Origin of the sequence: Cobetia sp. cqz5-12, assembly GCF_016495405.1 — a bacterium.
Lineage (GTDB): Bacteria > Pseudomonadota > Gammaproteobacteria > Pseudomonadales > Halomonadaceae > Cobetia.
Genome location: NZ_CP044522.1, coordinates 2,546,807 through 2,562,583 on the forward strand (window position 1 = coordinate 2,546,807; position 15,777 = coordinate 2,562,583).

General features: G+C 62.4%; 12 protein-coding genes and 1 pseudogene. 6 read left to right on the forward strand and 7 right to left on the reverse strand.

Going from position 1 to position 15,777, the window contains the following annotated elements; translation table 11 throughout:
* Positions 1–18: 18 nt before the first annotated feature.
* Positions 19–849: pseudogene (locus tag F8A90_RS10660) on the reverse strand (LysR family transcriptional regulator); the annotation flags it as partial.
* 247 nt (positions 850–1,096) lie between these two features.
* Between F8A90_RS10660 and F8A90_RS10665 the strand changes: the two are divergent.
* Positions 1,097–2,524 (forward strand): sodium:solute symporter family protein, encoded by a 1,428-nt coding sequence (locus tag F8A90_RS10665; protein ID WP_200017117.1) that lies wholly within the window; start codon positions 1,097–1,099, stop codon positions 2,522–2,524.
* 246 nt (positions 2,525–2,770) lie between these two features.
* Positions 2,771–4,057 carry an FAD-dependent oxidoreductase gene (locus F8A90_RS10670; protein ID WP_200017118.1) on the forward strand — a complete coding sequence of 429 codons (1,287 nt, stop codon included), beginning with the start codon at positions 2,771–2,773 and terminating at the stop codon, positions 4,055–4,057.
* 147 nt (positions 4,058–4,204) lie between these two features.
* On the opposite strand, the gene F8A90_RS10675 is transcribed toward F8A90_RS10670, so the two are convergent.
* Both F8A90_RS10675 and F8A90_RS10680 read right to left on the reverse strand, forming a co-directional pair.
* A complete protein-coding gene (locus tag F8A90_RS10675) occupies positions 4,205–5,506 on the reverse strand; it encodes an SLC13 family permease (protein ID WP_200017119.1) in 1,302 nt (433 codons plus the stop codon).
* A gap of 39 nt (positions 5,507–5,545) precedes the next feature.
* Positions 5,546–6,373: an amidohydrolase family protein gene (locus tag F8A90_RS10680; protein ID WP_191237240.1), complete on the reverse strand. Its 828-nt coding sequence runs from the start codon at positions 6,371–6,373 to the stop codon at positions 5,546–5,548.
* Positions 6,374–6,513: 140 nt separating this feature from the next.
* Here F8A90_RS10680 and F8A90_RS10685 point away from each other — a divergent pair, with 140 nt between their 5' ends.
* Positions 6,514–7,266, forward strand: a complete 753-nt coding sequence (locus F8A90_RS10685) for a GntR family transcriptional regulator (RefSeq protein ID WP_200017120.1) — start codon at positions 6,514–6,516, stop codon at positions 7,264–7,266.
* Positions 7,267–7,404: 138 nt separating this feature from the next.
* Here the strand turns inward: F8A90_RS10685 and F8A90_RS10690 are convergent, their stop codons facing one another.
* From F8A90_RS10690 to F8A90_RS10705, 4 genes are all read right to left on the reverse strand, one after another.
* A complete protein-coding gene (locus tag F8A90_RS10690; RefSeq protein WP_191237242.1) occupies positions 7,405–8,106 on the reverse strand; it encodes a FadR/GntR family transcriptional regulator in 702 nt (233 codons plus the stop codon).
* Positions 8,107–8,267: 161 nt separating this feature from the next.
* The gene (locus tag F8A90_RS10695) at positions 8,268–9,788 is read right to left on the reverse strand and encodes a tripartite tricarboxylate transporter permease (RefSeq protein ID WP_233593284.1); all 1,521 of its coding nucleotides are present in this window, start codon (positions 9,786–9,788) and stop codon (positions 8,268–8,270) included.
* Positions 9,788–10,258: a tripartite tricarboxylate transporter TctB family protein gene (locus tag F8A90_RS10700; RefSeq protein WP_200017121.1), complete on the reverse strand. Its 471-nt coding sequence runs from the start codon at positions 10,256–10,258 to the stop codon at positions 9,788–9,790. Before F8A90_RS10700 ends, F8A90_RS10695 begins: the two co-directional genes overlap by 1 nt.
* Positions 10,259–10,317: 59 nt before the next feature.
* Complete coding sequence (locus F8A90_RS10705; RefSeq protein WP_200017122.1) at positions 10,318–11,283, reverse strand: Bug family tripartite tricarboxylate transporter substrate binding protein; 966 nt, start codon at positions 11,281–11,283, stop codon at positions 10,318–10,320.
* A gap of 652 nt (positions 11,284–11,935) precedes the next feature.
* Here F8A90_RS10705 and F8A90_RS10710 point away from each other — a divergent pair.
* From F8A90_RS10710 to F8A90_RS10720, 3 genes are all read left to right on the forward strand, one after another.
* A complete protein-coding gene (locus F8A90_RS10710; RefSeq protein WP_200017123.1) occupies positions 11,936–12,712 on the forward strand; it encodes an SDR family NAD(P)-dependent oxidoreductase in 777 nt (258 codons plus the stop codon).
* Between the two features lie 222 nt (positions 12,713–12,934).
* Positions 12,935–14,530, forward strand: a complete 1,596-nt coding sequence (locus F8A90_RS10715; protein WP_200017124.1) for an aldehyde dehydrogenase (NADP(+)) — start codon at positions 12,935–12,937, stop codon at positions 14,528–14,530.
* Between the two features lie 144 nt (positions 14,531–14,674).
* A complete protein-coding gene (locus tag F8A90_RS10720) occupies positions 14,675–15,697 on the forward strand; it encodes a sugar kinase (RefSeq protein WP_200019988.1) in 1,023 nt (340 codons plus the stop codon).
* Positions 15,698–15,777: the final 80 nt, after the last annotated feature.

Sequence of the window (15,777 nt, forward strand, 5' to 3'; positions counted from 1 at the left end):
CGAGACGGGATGAAAGCGCGAGGTGACCAACGCGACGTCCAGGTTGATGGTCGGTGTGAAGGGCACGATGCGCAGCCGGCAATCACGGCGCGCCAGCATCGCCTCCGCCGTCACCGGATCGATCAGGGCGATCCCCAACCCTTCATTGACGAGCATCGCGACCGAGGGAAACAGATGGGTCTCGATGCTCGCCTGCAATGTCATGCCGACCTGCTGGAAGGCACGCGCAAGTTTCAGAGTGCTCTGGTGATGCTGATCCAGCGTGATGATGGTCTCCCCGGCCAGATCCTCCGGGCTCAGTGACGCCTTCCCGGCGAGAGGATTGCCTTCGGGTACCGCAAGCGCCATGCACAATCGATACTCCTCGAGCACCAGCTCCTCGATGGCGGCGTCCGACTCGATCACGCCGAGATCGAACTGGCCCTCGGCGACCCACTCGGCGATCTTGCGCGAGCTGAACGTCTGCAATGACAGGCGACTGTCGGGGAAGTCGCCAAGATAGCGCGCCATCACTCGGGGCATCACCGTGGGAGACAACCCCGGCATCGAGGCCACGGTGAGCTTGCCGGCATGGCCGTCACGCAGCCCATCGGTCAACTCATCAAGGTGGCCCACCGAGGCCAGTACCTTGTCGACCCCTTCGGCCAGGTGGACGGCCTCCGGCGTCAGCTGGGTGCCGTAGTGGTTGCGGCGAAAGAGCAGAAAGCCGACTTCACTTTCCAGGTTGGTGATCGCCGTGCTCACGGCAGGCTGGGTAATGGCCAGACGACGTGCTGCCTGGGAGAGACTGCCCGTGCGTACCACTTCCTGAAAGATCTGCAATTGACGCAGGTTGTGTCTGAGTTTCATGACGACTGGCTCTCATCTCATGGCAGGGCTCTGGTGGCAAGGCTCTGGTGGCAGGGCTCTGGTGGCAGGGCTCTTGTGGCAAAGCTCTCGCGGCGGGGCACTCATGTCTGGAGTCTCGAGACTAGTCTCTCTCGGGCAGACTCTAAATTGTTCTTATGACTTAATAGATCGCCTTTAGTTGTGTTTATACCCCCTGCGGGAGGAAGCTGACCAGACCCTCATAACCAACAACAAAGGGCCACAGACAATGCATATGATCGACCTCATGGGGCTATTGCTGTATTTCGCGATATTGCTCTACATCGGCTATCGCAGTGCCAGGAAGACGTCCAGCAGTGCCGACTTCGCCGTCGCCGGCAACAAGATCATCTGGCCGGTGCTGTTCGCCACGCTCGCCGCTTCCTTCCTCGGCGGGGGTGCCTCGATGGGACGCGCCGGCAAGGCCTTCGATGAAGGCTACGCCTTCATGTTCGCGGCCTCTGCCTTCCCCATCGCCACCATCATCGCGGGCCTCTACATCGCGCCACGCCTCAAGCGCTATGCAGGGGCACAGACGGTCGGTGACATCATGGCGCATCACTATGGTCGCAGCGCCCGCCTGCTGACCGGCATCTTCTCGCTGATCTTCTGCGTCGGCATTCTGGGCGCTCAGGCGCTGGCCATCGGCACCGTCTTCAATGCCATCCTGGGCATCGAGATCAGCACCGGCATCCTGATCGGCATGGCAGTGGTACTGGTGTACTCCACGGCCGGCGGCATGTGGGCCGTGATCCAGACTGACGTGGTGCAGTTCGTGATGCTCGCGGTCTTCCTGCCCATTACCATGATCGTCGGGCTCGACAAGATCGGTGGCCCGGATGCCCTGATCGCCGCCCTCCCCAGCGAACACTTCAGCCTCATGGGCGATTACACGCCGCTGATGTTCATCAGCATCTTCATCGCCTTCCTGCTCGGCGAGACCCTCGTCCCGCCCTACACCCAGCGCGCCCTGTCGGCACCGGATTCCCGTCATGCCAGGATCGGCTACTCGCTGGCCGGTGGCTTCGGTCTGCTGTTCTATGCCGTCAGCTCCACCATCGGCCTGATCGCGCTGGTGCTCTATCCGCAGATCTCGCCGGATCAAGCCATGCCGGAACTGATTCGTGACGCCCTGCCACTGGGGCTGACCGGTCTGGTGCTCGCCTCACTGCTGGCGGTGGTGATGTCGACGGCGGATTCCTACCTTAACTCGGCTGCGGTCATCTTCGTGACCGACATCTACAAGCCTTTCATCAATCCCGCCATGTCCGGCAAGCAGCAGCTATGGATCGAGCGCGGTGTCAATCTGGCCATCGGCCTGGGCGCCATCGTCTTCGCGCTTTACGCCACCTCGATCATCGATGCGCTGCTGTTGAGCTATGCCCTGTGGGCACCGACCATTCTGCTGCCGTTCATCTTCGCCGTGCTGTTCAATATCCGCTGCAAGCGTGCCGGCATCGCCGCGATGATGGCCGGGGCCCTGGCCACCAGCACGTGGAAATGGAGCGGCCTGGAGCTGGAAGCCCTCACCGGGCTCACACCACTGATCGCCGGCGTCATCACCAACATCGTGGTCTTCACCCTTGTCTATCAGTTCTTGAATGCGGCGCCAGACCACAACGGCAAGAACGCCTCGACCCAGCCCACCCACTCCTGAGGACCTGACCATGTTTGGATTGACCCTGTATGTGATCTGCCTGCTGAGCATCCTCACTGCCGTGGGTATCGCCATCGCCTCCTGGAAGTTCTACCGCGACAACTGAGCCATCGGCAGGGTCTGCGCCGCTCGACCATGAGTCTTCCCAAGCACTGTCATGGCTCTGTCACGGCCCTGCCACCGTCTTCATCACGCCGAGCATGCTGGGCAACCCGTCCGGCATGCTCGGCAAAGAGAGTCCGCGCGATGACCACGCAATCCCCCGCCGCCCGAGTGGCGAGCCACGACAGCATCGCCGTCATCGGCGCCGGCATCATCGGCCTGGCGACCTGCCGCGCCTTGCAGGCACGTGGCTATCACGTTCATTTGTATGACCCGAATCCCATCGGCGAAGGCACCTCCTTCGGCAACGCCGGCCTCATCGCCAACTACGCCACCTCACCGATGGCCAGCGGCGATACCCTGCGTCAGCTGCCGGGCCATCTGCTGAGCAGGCAGCCCTCCCTTGCCATCGCCCTGCGCCACACGCCTGCCCTCGCGGATTTCGGCTGGCGCTTCCTCAAGGCGGCAACGCCCTCCAATTTCCAGCGCCACAAGGCAGATCTGATCGCCCTGCTGGCCAATGCCGTCGAACGACAGCATGCTCTGATCGATGACCTGCAGACCAGAGCGCCCACTGCACTGGCCAGCCAGACAGGTTGTCTGCAGATCCAGCGCGACACCGCCATCACCCCGGCATCGCTGGAGAAGATGGCCCGGGCGAAACGTCATGACGGAGTCGAATGTCAGGCACTGGGCGCAAGCGAGCTGCGGGATCTGGAGCCGTCGCTCAACTCGAAGGGACTGGCAGGCGGCCTCTACTACCCTGATACCCGCCATCTCACCAGCCCGCTGTCACTCAGCCGCCAGCTCTTCGCACAGCTAGAAGAAGGCGGCCTTGAGTGGACGGCTCAGCAGGTCGATGCCCTCACGCCGCTTGCCAGTGGCGGCTGGCGCATCGACACCGCCACCACCTCACAGGAGGTCCCGCATGTGGTGATCTGCGCCGGTATCGCGAGCAATTCGCTGCTGGCGGGACTCGGCAAGCGTCTGCCGGTGGTCAGCGAGCGCGGCTATCACATCGAACTCGCCACCTCGCTGCCACTCTCACGCCCGGTGGGCTGGCTGGCGCATCACTTCTACGCCTCGCCCATGGCCGCAGGCATACGCCTGGCGGGTACCACCGAATTCTGCGCGCCATCGCGCCCCGCCTCGCCACAACGCTGGCAAGCCCTCACGCAATGGGGCGAGACGCTCTTCGGCCAACCGCTCGACGTCGCCCGCCACTGGATGGGCGTGCGCCATTCCACTCCCGATGGTCTGCCGGTAGTGGGCGAGATGCCCGGCTGTCCCGGCCTGCTGCTCGCCTATGGGCATGGCCATCTGGGGCTCACCCTCTCGGCCGAGACGGGCGATCTGGTGGCCCGCACGGTGGCGCACGAACCCCTGCCGGAATACGCGCGCAGCCTGTCGCCCGCCAGGTTCTGCCAATGATCCCGCTTCCCTGAGTGAGCAGGACGGCACCCTTGCCTCTGAAGACGAAAGCCCCTGACAGGCGAACCTGTCAGGGGCTTCTTGTCTCTTGCGTTACAGCTTGCCAGAGCTTCTGCTTACAGAAGGTGAAGAGAAGATTCCCGTTCCTCAATACACGAAGGCGAACAGGAAATTGAAGATCAGCGCAGCCCCGAAGCCCAGCGGCGCGGCCTTGAACAGCAGCTTGGGCAACAGGTCATTGCGACGCTCTTCACTGGGGCATGAGCCCAGGATCAGGCTGCCGCCAGAGGAGAATGGCGAGATGGCGGTGGATTGCGCACCGATGACGATGGCGACGAACAGGATCATCGGGTCGATCCCCAGCTGAGCGGCCAATGCCGGCACCACCGGAAACAGCGCCGGTGTCACCACGCCCAGCGTGCTGGCGAACAGCGACATGATGGCGGAGATCACTCCGAACACGATCGGTACCGCGTAGACCGGAATATTGCCACTCACCCAGGAAGCCAGCAGATCGATCGTGCCGACCTTGATCGCGATGGAGATCAACATGCCGACACCACAGATCATGATGATGGTGCCCCACGGCAGCGAAGCGATCGCCTTGCGTTCATCCCCCAGCTTCATCAGCAACGCGATCACCGAGAACACGCTGGCAATCAGTCCTATGTTGATGCGGTCGTTGACGTAAGCCACCAGCGCATTATCCGGCAGGATCATCGCGGTGATCGGCGGTGCCAATACAGTGACCATCAACAGCAACGTCAGACGCAATGTCAGTCGCTGCTCACGGTTCATCGGCGAGGGCTGGGACACATCGGTGATCTGCACGCCGCCTGAGTGGTTGCGCAGCGAGAACAGCACCAGCATCCCCAGCACCACGATGGGCACGACCATGGTCGCCAGGAAGATGCCGAGGCTGTAATGGAAGGCATCGCCAGAGGTGATGCCTGCGCCCGTCATCAAGCCCTGGAAGATGATGCCACTCTGGCTGGAGACGAAGTTGGCCCCCGCCAGCGCGCCATAGTTGACCGCCATCGCACCGACGATCAGCGACAGGCGAGTCTTGTCACACAGCAGCAGCGTGATCGGGGCCATGAAGGCCAGTACCGTGTAGTAACCCGCCCCTAGCGCCGAGATGATCACCGACGAGAAGAAGATCGCGAACGGCAGCAAGGCAGGCACGTTGCGACAGCGATACAGCAGATGTTCCGCCAGCTTCTCAAGCGTGCCGTTGACGATGGCGAAGTTATAGAACAGACAGACCGAGAAGATGATGAAGAAGATCTTCAGCGGCCACAGGCCGATCACCTCATTGGGCGACATCCCCAACCAGAAGCAGCCGATCAGATAGGAGAAGGCGATGGCGAACAGGCCGATGTTCAGGCGTAACCGATAGCCCAGAACGATCGAGACCACGATGGCCAGTATGACGACAAGACTCGACATGGCGAACACTCTTGTTATGTGGGGACAGGAGAGATGTGGCTATAGCGTCAGCAGGCGGCCCGGATTGCGGATCATCACCTGTTCGATCAGATGCGGGTCTATCAGCAGATCGCGCATGCCCTGTGTCTGGGCGGCATGATCGGTCACGTGCTCGAAACGGGTATGCGGCCAGTCGCTGCCCCAGAGCAATCGCTGGTCATCGCCCATGGCCTGGCGTAGCACGGCAAGCGAGCGTCGCGATTGCTCAAGCGTTGCGCCCGAGCGGTACGGGGCAGAGACCTTGACCCACAGTTGCGGCGAGCTCAGCAGTGTCAGAAAACGCTGATGCTCAGGAAGTGTCGGGACCAGCTCACCCTCCTTCGGCAGACCGAAGTGGTCGATCACCAGCGTCACGCCAGTCTCGATCAAGCGCGGCAGAAAATCGGCGAGATCGGCCACGCTGCGCTGGATTTCCACATGCCACTGGCGGCGCGCCAGCTCACGATAGAGCGACATCCATTCCTCACCGAGATAGTCCGTCGGTGTCGCGCCGATCAGATTGAGGCGAATGCCGACCACGCCCGCCGCTTGCATGCGGTCCAGCTCCGCCATGGAAATGGCACTGTCGACCACCACCACGCCCTTGAGGCGCTCAGGAGAGGCGGCAAGCGCCTCCAGCAGAAAATGATTGTCCGTGCCAAGAAAGCTGGGCTGAACGAGCAGACCATGCGACAGGCCCTGTGCATCCAGCTGCGCCAGATACGCCTGGGACGTGGCATCATACTCGGGACTGTAACGACGGCCCTGGGCCATCGGCAGGTCATGGAGAAAGACATGGGCGTGGGTATCGACGCCGCTACACAACATTGTCGGGGAATCCGCAGTCATCAACGTCACTCACTATCTGGCGTATGGCATGGGCGCAGGGACTCGCACCCATTCATGCAAACATATATATGAATTATCGAGTGACAGGTTAGCGTAAAAAACACGCTGACAGCAGTGACCCGCGACCAAAGGAGCAATACATGCCGCAAGCACGGTCAATTCGGGGCATCAATGGATCGGACTCTCGCCTTCCGCTTTACCAGCGTCTGCGCGACGAGTTTCTCTTGCAGATTGCCGAAGGCCACTGGGTACCGGGCACACCGATCCCCACCGAAGCCGAGATGACCCGTGAATACGAGGTCGCCATCGGTACGGTACGCAAGGCCATCGACACCCTGGTGCAGGACGGTATTCTGGACCGTCAGCAAGGCCGAGGCACCTTCGTGCGCCGTCCGGAATTCACGCGCTCGTTGTCGCGCTTCTTCCGCCAGGTCGATCAGCAGGGCAACACCTGCATTCCTGAGAGTGACATCCTGTCGCTGGAGAGCGAGCCCGCCAGTCAGCACGTTCGCCAGGCCCTCGCGCTGAAGGCCAGGGCACGCGTCATCCACCTGGAACGCGTGCGGCGCATCGATGGCAAGCCACTCTTTCACGAGCGCATCTGGCTACCCGAGGAGCGCTTCGCTGCCCTGCTCGACACCCCGAAGGACGCCCTGGGCGACCTGCTCTACCCCGCCTATGAAGCGCTGTGTGGCCAGTTGATCGCCCATGCTCAGGAAACGCTTTCGGTGGGGATTGCCGATGCGCTGACCTCCGCGATGCTCGGCATTCCCGTCGAGACACCGGTCATGGTGATCGACCGTATCGCCACCGGTTTTGATGGCACGCCACTGGAGCTGCGACGCTCCTACGGCATCGCGAGCGACTTCCGCTACCAGATCGACATCGCCTGATGCAACGAAAGGGAAACGGCAGGATGTGACGACGCGAGGCCAATCTGCGTGTTGTCAGAGCCCATCTACGACAAGGCCCCTGATCGTCACCGATCAGGGGCCTTGTCGTAGACAGTGGATCGCCTGGCAAGTCAGTCGTCAGGGCGTCTGTACACCCTCGAACATGCGCCGACGCGCCCCCTCGAGATGGGCGCGCATGGCGCTTTCCGCGGCGGAGGCATCCTTGCCGGCGATCGCATCGATGATCGCCTGATGCTCATCCTGGACGATGCGCAGGCGCTCCTCGGAGGCACGCAGCGACAGGCCGCGCGTCAGATTCATGCCTTCCTTGATGCTCTGATTCAGCGAACGCAGCACGGTGGCGTAGTAATGATTGCTGGCCGCTTCGGTGATCGCCAGATGGAACTCGAAGTCTTCATCCGAGGCCCGGTCATGATTGAGATTGGCCTGGTTGATGGCTTCGAAACGCTGGCGGATCTGCTCCAGCTGTTCCGGGGTGCGTCGCTGTGCGGCAAGCCCCGCCGCACTGGCCTCGACATTGGTGCGAAACTCGAAGCAACGCTGGATGTCAGCGATGCTGGAAATCCGTGCGAACTCGAGCACCGCACTGTCAGGTCGGTTGATGACGAAACTGCCGGACCCCCGCCTCGAGACGACGAGATTGTCCTCGCGCAGACGCGCCAGGGCATCTCGCAATACCGGCCGCGATACCTCATACAGCTCGCAGAGGCGTGCTTCGGTCGGCAGCTTCTTGTTGACGGGATACTCTCCACTGATGATGGCTGCGAGAATCTTCTCGTAGACCACCAGGGCCAGTGAATGCTTGGCTGCCTCACTCATCGTGTCATGTCGCCCTTTCTCATCACTCTGGGTCCACCTTCAGGCATGTCGAATGGTGTGCGATTCTACCGGAAACCTGACCGCATGAGGAAAGGCTGCGGGGCAGTCCCCTCCATGGGCACTCCCCCGCAAGTCCCTCTCGATCCGACGCGTCATCTCACTCAGGCATCCTGAGGGAGTTCCGATGCCGGTGTCTGCGGCACTCGACGCCCTGCTTTCACCCCGTTGACGATGATCATGGTCCAGACCGCCACCGCAGCGATGGCCAGCACCATGGCGATGGGACGATCCACGAAGGCGGTCAGGTCGCCATTGGACTTGAGAATCGAGCGCATGAAGTTGCTCTCGACGATGGGCCCGAGAATCACTGCCAGAATCATCGGCCCGACCGGGAAATCGTTCTCGGCCATGAAGAAGCCCACCAGACCGATACCGAGCATGATCCAGATATCGAACATGGCATTGTTGGCCGCGAACGCCCCGACGATGCAGAACATCAGAATCAGCGGGAACAGGATGCCGGTGGGAATCGACAGGATGTGGCGCGCCCCGCGGATCGCCATGAAGCCCAGTGGCAGCAGCAGCAGGTTGGCCAGCACGAAGACCATGAAGATGGCATTGACCAGCGGTGCCTGCTCGACGAAGACGTCAGGACCCGGCGTGATGCCCTTGGTCATCAGGACGCCGATGATGATCGCCGTGACCGTGTCCCCCGGGATACCGAAGACCAGTGCCGGAATATAGGCACCGGAAAGCGAGGCATTGTTGGCGGAACTGGCCGAGACCAGACCTTCCGGATGGCCCTTGCCGAACTTCTCCGGTGTCCTGGAGAGCTTGCGGCTCACGGCATAGCTGATCCAGGACGCGATATCGGCACCGGCACCCGGCAAGGCCCCGATCACGGTTCCCAGGGCACCGCCGCGAACGACACCGCCCTTGTATTTCCAGAGCGCTGCGCCGACGCCTTCGAAGGGACGCTTGATGACAGGCGGCACCAGCGGTGCGGCATTGCGGGTTTCCGGCATGCGACGGATCAGCTCGGAAATCGCGAACAGCCCGATCAGCACCGGCAGAATGGAGATACCGGCCAGCAGGTCGTAGTTGCCGAAGGTGAAGCGCATCTGACCCGAGACACTGTCCATGCCCACCATCGCGATGACCAGCCCCGCCAGCATCGAGATCCCACCCTTGAGCGGGTCACTGCCGGAGACGAGAATCGCGCAGGAAAGCCCCAGCAGCGCCAGCCAGAAGTACTCGTCACTGGTGAACTGGATGGCGAACTCGGCGATGCGCGGTGCGAAGAAGGCCAGGATCAGCACCCCGATCACGCCACCGATCATCGAGCAGGTCACGTTCAGACCCAGCGCCAGGCCGACCTTGCCCTGCTTGCCCATCGCATAGGCTTCCTCGGTATAGACCGCCGAGGCCGGGGTTCCGGGAATCCTCAACAGCGCCCCGGGGATGTCCCCTGCCACGATGGCCATGGCCGTGGCGGACACGATGGCGGCAATCGCGGGCAGCGGGTCCATGAAGAAGGTCACCGGTACCAGCAGGGCCGTGGCCATGGTAGCGGTGAGTCCCGGAATCGCCCCCATGAAGAGCCCGAAGAGCGACGCGGCGAGAATGATCAGCATCACTTCCCACGTGAATACCATCGTGGCGGCTTGCAGTAAGTCACTCATCAGTAGATCACCTTTTCCAGCAGGCCCAGTTCAAGCGGCACGTGCAACAACTGGCCGAAGACTTCCCAGATCACGCCTGTCGCCACCAGTGCGATACCCCCGGCAGGCAACCAGCGACGGTGATGGAAGGTATAGAGCAGCAGCGTGAGCAGCACGAAGGACACCACGGGGAAGCCCACGATCGGTGTCAGGTAGATGTAGGCCACGATAGACGCGCAGATGGCGGCCAGTGTCATGATGAAGGTGACCAATGGCACGGGGTGCTGCCAGGCAAACCAGACTTCACGATTGCGCAGCCCACGGACCAGCAGGATGGCCCCGAACAGTATCAGCAGTGCGCCGATGACGGTGGGAAAGGTACCGGCCCCATATTCCTGGCGCGGCAGGTTCTTCAGGTCGAGGGAGGCATATATGACGGCAGCCCCGAAGGCTGCCGTCACCACACCCGTCACCTTGTCGTTGGTACGCATGTGCGGTTACTCATGAAGACTCGGGAGGAAACGATCGAACACCAGGCGATGGGACCTGCTCAGTTGGCCAGGCCCAGCTTTTCGATGGTGGCTGCGTTCTTTTCATCCTGATCTTTCATGAAGGCACGGAAACCTTCGGCATCTTCCCAGACGGTGCCGTAACCGCGGCTGGCCATGAAGTCCTGGAACTGCTCGGACTTCCAGACCTTCTCGGTGGCTTCTGACAGGCGAGCGGTCACGTCTTCCGGCAGCCCCTTGGGACCGACCAGACCACGCCAGGAGCCCTGACTCCAGTCATCACCGGTGACTTCCTTGACTGCCGGAATATCCTCGAAGGAGTCGACGCGCTCATTGGCCAACACCGCCAGCGCCTTGACACGACCGGACTTGCGCATGGATTCCACTTCCGGGAGTGAGGAGAACACGATGTCCACGCCACCTGCCGCCAGTTCCTGAAGGCCCGGTGCCGCGCCTTCACTGGGGACGAGTGTCACGTCATTCGGGTTGATGCCCTGCTGATCCAGGAAGCCGGCGAAGGACAGATGGTAAGCCGCCCCCGGCGCGGAGCCGGACAGGGTGTAGTCGCTCGGGTTGGCTTTCAGGGCCGCCAGTGCATCATCCAGCGTCTCCCACTCGGAATCGGCATTTACCGTGAAGGAGGCGTAATCCAGATTGAGCAGCGCGATCGGCGTGAAGTCCTCGTAGGACAGCTGGGCGGTGCCGATATGCTGGTAGGTGGCGATCTCGGCAGTGCCAAGCCCCAGGGTATAGCCGTCGGGACGTGCCATCTTCATGGCCATGTGTCCCACGACTCCGGAACCACCGGTCTTGTTGACCACGTTGACTGGCTGACCGAGCTCTTCCTGCAGGCCTGCTGCCAGCTGCCGACCGACCGCATCACTGCCACCGCCGGCAGACCAGGGCACGATCAACGTGATGGGCTTGTAGGGATAGTCAGCTGCCATCACCGCGGAGGCGGACAGGGTCAGAACGGATGCACAGAGGACTTGTGACAATTTACGCATGGCGAAGACTCTCTCGTTGTCTTGTTATGGAGGCGTTGCGTGGCTGTGTCTGTTGCGGCGCTACAGCGTGGGACAGGCGTTTCAATGATTGGCGTTGGCTGCCCCGAGCACTGGAATCAGTGTCATCGGGATGCACGAATTTTACAAGTTATGACAACTTGAACTTTAGACCAATCCAAAAATGCAGCGTGGGCAGGAAGCGAGGGTCAAATGTCGAGACATTGTGGTGAAACCGACCCTCAGGATAGCTGACACCGTCCATCATGACCCTTATCCAATGGCCGTAACCCCTGCGAGACAAACGGCGACACCGACACCGAAACAAATACATAACTCATTGTTTATTATAATTTATCTCTCCATTTGAGACATTTTTCACCTCTCCTTGTCACGCTGAAGCCCTACTATCACGACAGGACGTCTTCACCTGCCGAAGGCGTCTCCAGGATCAGATCATCTGCCGTCCGAGACCATGAGACTGCACTAAAGCACTATCCACTAGTTGTCATTATTTGTTTGTCGATCCTGTCTGCCTGGGCTAAGGTGACTCGTGCCGAGAGGGAGCCAAGGCTCGCCACCGCTCCCTCCTGATTGTTCACTTCCGCCATGCCGCCTCCAAGAGCGTACGGCTTTCCACTACCAGGAATCCCACATGTTCACTGATCTCAAGCAGAAGAAAGTTCTCATCACCGGCTCCACCAAGGGTATTGGTCTGGCAGCTGCCGTGGCCTTCGCCCGTGAAGGTGCGCTTGTCGGCATCAACAGCCGTCAGCAGGATGACGCGGCGCGCGACGCCATCGCCCAGATGGAAGCCACCGGTGTCCGCTTTGAATATTTCGCACGTGATCTGTCCACCAGCGAAGGCTGTGCTGCTCTGGTCGAGGACTTCACCAAGGCCTTCGGCGGCATGGACGTGCTCGTCAACAATGCCGGTGGTCTGGGCGTGCGTGCCGGACTCGAGAGCCTGGATGATGCCGCCTTCGATCTGGTGATGGATCTGAACCTGCGCTCCGCGATCATGACGACCAAATATGCCATGCCGCATCTGAAGGCCTCCGCCAAGGATTCCGGCACCACCGCCAGCGTCATCAGCACCGGCTCCATCGCGGGCCGCGAGGGCGGTGGTCTCGGCGCCTCCCTGTACGGCGGCACCAAGGCCATGCTGCACAACCTGCACCGCAACTGGGTGAAGGAATTCACCAAGGACAACGTGCGCTTCAACATCGTGTCGCCGGGCACCATCGATACCGTCTTCCACGCAGACAAGAGCGAAGAGCTGCGTGCCAAGATCGCCGGCAGCATCGCCATGGGCCGCTTCGGTACCTCCGAGGAATGTGCACCGACCTTCCTGTTCCTCGCCTCCCACGCCACCAGTGGCTACATCACGGGCCAGGTGATCGACATCAATGGCGGCCAGATGTGCCCGTGAGGCATACCGCCCACGACGGCATCGCGCCCATGAGACGCGCCCCAGCAGCCTGAATGTCTCGCCCTCGGCCTCATGACATGTCGGCACGCAACAGTCCCGCCATGCACCGTCAGTCGAGACGAGCATTCCTTTGTCCCGCGTCGCGCCCCATGAGGGCGATGGAGGCGGGACATTGCGGACTGCGCCCACGAAAAGAACGCCCCACGAAAAGAGAGACGCCTTATGTCACCTTCCGATCAGACGACACTGCGCGGCCACCAGATCATCGGACAGCAAAGTCTGCTGGCCGACGGCAAGCCGGTACACGCCATCAATCCTGCCAACGGTGAGCGCCTGGCGCCGGGCTATCCGGCCGGTGGTGCCCGTGAGGTGGAGCTGGCCTGCCAGCTGGCACACGACGCCTTTGACAGCTTCCGGGAAACGGATGCTGAAACCCGCGCCGGCTTCCTCGAGACCATCGCCGAGGAAATCGAGGCCATCGGCGAGCAGATCACCGAGCGCGCCCTTCAGGAAACTGGCCTGCCGCGGGCTCGTCTGGAAGGGGAACGTGGCCGTACCTGCGGTCAGCTGCGCCTGTTCGCTGGCGTCGTGCGCGCCGGTGAGTGGCTGGATGTGCGCATCGACCCGGCCATGCCGGAACGCAGCCCGATGCCGCGCGCCGACCTGCGCCAGCGTCGCATCGGCCTCGGCCCTGTCGCCGTCTTCGGGGCCAGCAACTTCCCGCTGGCCTTCTCGGTGGCCGGTGGCGATACCGCCTCGGCACTGGCGGCTGGCTGCCCGGTCATCGTCAAGGCACACTCCGCTCACCCGGGGACGTCCGAGCTGGTCGGCGGCGCCATCCAGCGCGCCGTGACACGTTGCAACCTGCCGGAAGGCGTCTTCTCGCTGCTCTACGGCAGCGGCAACACCTTGGGTCAGGCACTGGTCAATAATCCGCGCATTCAGGCCGTGGGCTTCACCGGGTCACGCAGTGGCGGTACCGCACTGCTCAAGACCGCCCAGGCACGTCCTCAGCCGATCCCGGTCTACGCCGAGATGAGCAGCATCAACCCGGTACTGCTGATGCCGGCCGCGCTGGAAGCCCGTGCCGAAGGGCTGGGACAGGCCTTCATCGCCTCGCTCAACATGGGCGCCGGCCAGTTCTGCACCAACCCGGGACTGGTGCTGGCCCTCGAAGGCGAAGCGCTGGAGCGTTTCCTCAAGACCGCCGCCGACAATGTCGCGGCCAGTGCCTGCCAGACGATGCTGACGCCGGGCATACACGACGCCTACCGGGGTGGCGTGGAGAAGCTCTCCGCCCTGCCCCAGGTCCAGGAAGTCGCACGCGGCGCACTGGATGGCGACAACGCAAGTCCGTGTCAGACCGCGCTGTTCCGCACCACCGGCAGCGACTTCCTGAGTGAAGCCGCATTGCAGGAAGAAGTCTTCGGTGCCAGCTCGCTGGTCATCGCCTGTCGCGATCTGGACGAGATGCGTGCGGTCTGCGAGCACCTGGAAGGCCAGCTGACCGCCACCCTGCACCTGGACGATGCCGATATCGACGCCGCCCGCACCCTGATGCCGGTGCTCGAGCGTCGCGCCGGTCGCATTCTCGCCAATGGCTGGCCGACGGGTGTCGAAGTCTGTCAGGCGATGGTCCACGGTGGCCCCTGGCCGGCAACCTCTGACAGCCGCACCACCTCGGTGGGCAGCGCGGCCATCGAACGCTTCCTGCGCCCGGTCTGCTATCAGGATCTGCCCGAGGCACTGCTGAGCCCGACCCTGCGTGACGGCACCCAGGGCCTGCCGCGTCTGGTGGACGGCAAGCGCCAGCTCTGAGTCATTGCCCAAGTGACGTGCAGTGAGTGACGTCTGACCGACAATGCGCAGTACGGCAATTTCCATGACGGCGCGGCTTCGCCAGCCGTGTCGTCATGCAGGACAAGCACAAGGAACGGCTCCAACTACACAGGACACGCCATGATGTCTGAGCAAGCCAACGCGTCATCGACGCCATCCTCATTCTCTTCTTCCTCGCCACTGGAAATCCTCGCCTTTGGCGAAGCCATGGCGCTGCTGGTCGCCGAAAGCGAGGGCGATCTTGCACAGGTCTCGCACTACGAGCGACGCATCGCCGGCGCCGATACCAACGTGGCCATCGGCCTCGCCCGGCTGGGATTTCATGTCGGCTGGCTGAGCCGTGTGGGTGACGACAGCCTCGGGCGTTATCTGCGCCAGACCCTGCAAGACAATGGGCTGGATTGCCGTCACCTCACACGAGATGGCGAAGCCCCCACCGGCCTGATGTTCAAGGCGCGCGCCAGTCAGGGCGAAGACCCGCATGTGGAATACTTCCGCCAGGGCAGCGCCGCCAGCCGCATGAATGCCCGCGATGCCGATGGCATCGATTTCAGCGCCCTGCGCCACCTGCATGCCACCGGCATCCCCCCGGCCATCTCTTCCAGCTGCCGTGAGCTAGCGTTCCATCTCTTCGAGCAGGCTCGTCAATCCGGTGCCAGCATCTCCTTCGACCCCAATCTGCGCCCTACCCTGTGGTCGAGCGAGCAGGAAATGCGCGATACCCTCAATCAGTTGGCAAGCCGCGCCGACTGGGTACTGCCGGGGCTTGCCGAAGGTGAGCGTCTGACCGGCCACAAGACGCCCGAAGCCATTGCCGGCCACTACCTTGAACAGGGTGCCAAGGCCGTCATCGTCAAGCTGGGTCCTGAGGGCAGCTATTACCGCGGAATGATCGGTGGCCAGGAAGCCGCCTTCAGCGTGCCCGGCCAACGCGTCGACCAGGTCATCGATACCGTGGGGGCAGGCGACGCCTTCGCCGTGGGCATCGTCAGCGCCCTGCTGGAGGGGCTCTCCCCGAAAGACGCCATGCGGCGTGCCAACCTGCTGGGCAGTCGCGCAGTCCAGGTACGCGGCGACATGGAAGGCCTGCCGGACCGCCTGACGCTCTCGGCCCTTGAAGCGCAGGTTGCCGACAACGTGTCTTGAGCCCGGCCCGGAGGGTGGTGATGCCATCGCCGGCGACACGACGCCTGACAGCCGAGGGCTGTCAGCGGATAGCCTACGCT

What these genes read in the sequence shown, in the direction of transcription:
- F8A90_RS10665 (WP_200017117.1), top strand. Translation starts at nt 1,097, where the DNA reads ATGCATATGATCGACCTCATGGGGCTATTGCTGTATTTCGCGATATTG.
- F8A90_RS10670 (WP_200017118.1), top strand. Translation starts at nt 2,771, where the DNA reads ATGACCACGCAATCCCCCGCCGCCCGAGTGGCGAGCCACGACAGCATC.
- F8A90_RS10675 (WP_200017119.1), bottom strand. Translation starts at nt 5,506, where the DNA reads ATGTCGAGTCTTGTCGTCATACTGGCCATCGTGGTCTCGATCGTTCTG.
- F8A90_RS10680 (WP_191237240.1), bottom strand. Translation starts at nt 6,373, where the DNA reads ATGACTGCGGATTCCCCGACAATGTTGTGTAGCGGCGTCGATACCCAC.
- F8A90_RS10685 (WP_200017120.1), top strand. Translation starts at nt 6,514, where the DNA reads ATGCCGCAAGCACGGTCAATTCGGGGCATCAATGGATCGGACTCTCGC.
- F8A90_RS10690 (WP_191237242.1), bottom strand. Translation starts at nt 8,106, where the DNA reads ATGAGTGAGGCAGCCAAGCATTCACTGGCCCTGGTGGTCTACGAGAAG.
- F8A90_RS10695 (WP_233593284.1), bottom strand. Translation starts at nt 9,788, where the DNA reads ATGAGTGACTTACTGCAAGCCGCCACGATGGTATTCACGTGGGAAGTG.
- F8A90_RS10700 (WP_200017121.1), bottom strand. Translation starts at nt 10,258, where the DNA reads ATGCGTACCAACGACAAGGTGACGGGTGTGGTGACGGCAGCCTTCGGG.
- F8A90_RS10705 (WP_200017122.1), bottom strand. Translation starts at nt 11,283, where the DNA reads ATGCGTAAATTGTCACAAGTCCTCTGTGCATCCGTTCTGACCCTGTCC.
- F8A90_RS10710 (WP_200017123.1), top strand. Translation starts at nt 11,936, where the DNA reads ATGTTCACTGATCTCAAGCAGAAGAAAGTTCTCATCACCGGCTCCACC.
- F8A90_RS10715 (WP_200017124.1), top strand. Translation starts at nt 12,935, where the DNA reads ATGTCACCTTCCGATCAGACGACACTGCGCGGCCACCAGATCATCGGA.
- F8A90_RS10720 (WP_200019988.1), top strand. Translation starts at nt 14,675, where the DNA reads ATGTCTGAGCAAGCCAACGCGTCATCGACGCCATCCTCATTCTCTTCT.